The organism is Vibrio sp. 1562 (genome assembly GCF_033340155.1).
In the GTDB taxonomy this organism is placed as follows: domain Bacteria; phylum Pseudomonadota; class Gammaproteobacteria; order Enterobacterales; family Vibrionaceae; genus Vibrio; species Vibrio alginolyticus.
Genome location: NZ_JAWOVY010000580.1, coordinates 1 through 583, shown reverse-complemented (window position 1 = coordinate 583; position 583 = coordinate 1). Strand labels below are relative to the sequence as shown.

Below are 583 nucleotides of genomic sequence, written 5' to 3'. Positions count from 1 at the left end.
TAACAACAATGAAACCTTATGCTCTTCTTTGAATTCCGACATATTTATGGTGGTTACGTTGTCTTCGCTCCCATAAACTTTCTCTGCGATAGCAAGAGCAGATTCCGTTTTTCCGACACCACTAGGGCCAGTTAATAAAAACACGCCATTAGGTTTAGTTTCATCCGTCAATTGGGCACTTGCTGTTTTGATCACTTCGGACATGATTTCTAGAGCATGATCTTGCCCCACCACTCGCTCGCACAAGCTATCTTTTAGGTTAAGAACCGCTTCAATTTCGTCATCTTGCAATTTTCCAAGTGGAATGCCTGTCCAATCAGAAATTACCTCAGCAATCAAAGATTCATGCACATGAGAAAAGACTAAAGGTTGCGCGTTGATCGCTAAGTTCGATTCGATTTCCTGTAATCGCTCTTTGTCACAGTCGGCATTCTCTTCTATCACCTTAGCTCTCAAGGACTTAGCTTCTTGAACCCACTGCTTTTCTTGTTCCCAAATTGCCTCTAATTCTATGACTTGATTAGATAACTCATCGATCTCATACCGAATATTATTAAGCAGTTCATCGTGACTTACGCCCAAT

The 583-nt window shown here is 41.3% G+C and carries 1 protein-coding gene; it reads right to left on the bottom strand.

The features are described 5' to 3' along the window. A partial coding sequence (locus R7Z49_RS26500; RefSeq protein WP_318112633.1) for an AAA family ATPase occupies window positions 1–583 on the bottom strand: 583 nt, incomplete at both ends.